Below are 564 nucleotides of genomic sequence, written 5' to 3' on the forward strand. Positions count from 1 at the left end.
TGGACAGAGCCCTCTACGGTGTCTGTCCCTATCAGGACAGAAAACGAAAGCGAAGGAATACAGATTGCACACTGATTCACTTTCCACTTTTTATTGAATTTTAAAAGCAGCAGAAGGCATTTTCGTGGTTATTTTTCTGTTCATTTTGAAAAAAAGTAAAAAATTCCGTGAATAACTGTGATTATTGCTAAAAAAACAATGTTTTGAATAAAAATAAGGCTTCTGTTTACTGTACTTTTCAATAAACTGGCCGATGACACGGTTAAGTTGTGTTATTTGGTAATATAGGGAAAGGAAATATTCCATGAATAAAAGTGAATTGGTGAGTTCCGTTGCTGAAAAAGCAGGTGTTTCGAAAGCGCAGGCAGGCTCTGTTGTCGATGCTTTTATCGCTTCTGTAACAGAAGCTTTAGCTTCAGGAGGAGATGTTCGTCTTCCAGGTTTTGGTTCTTTTGAAGTTTCTCATCGTGCTGCTACAAAGGGACGTAATCCTTCAACGGGTGCTGAAATTAATATTCCAGCACGTTCTGTACCTAAATTCTCTGCAGGAAAAAGTCTTAAAGA

General features: G+C 37.9%; 1 protein-coding gene. It reads left to right on the forward strand.

Annotation, left to right across the window (positions count from 1 at the left end; genetic code table 11):
• Nucleotides 1–304: 304 nt before the first annotated feature.
• A partial coding sequence (locus ACFIO5_RS13270) for an HU family DNA-binding protein (protein WP_375705665.1) occupies nt 305–564 on the forward strand: 260 nt, incomplete at its 3' end.

Source organism: Bartonella sp. AA86SXKL, from assembly GCF_042196885.1.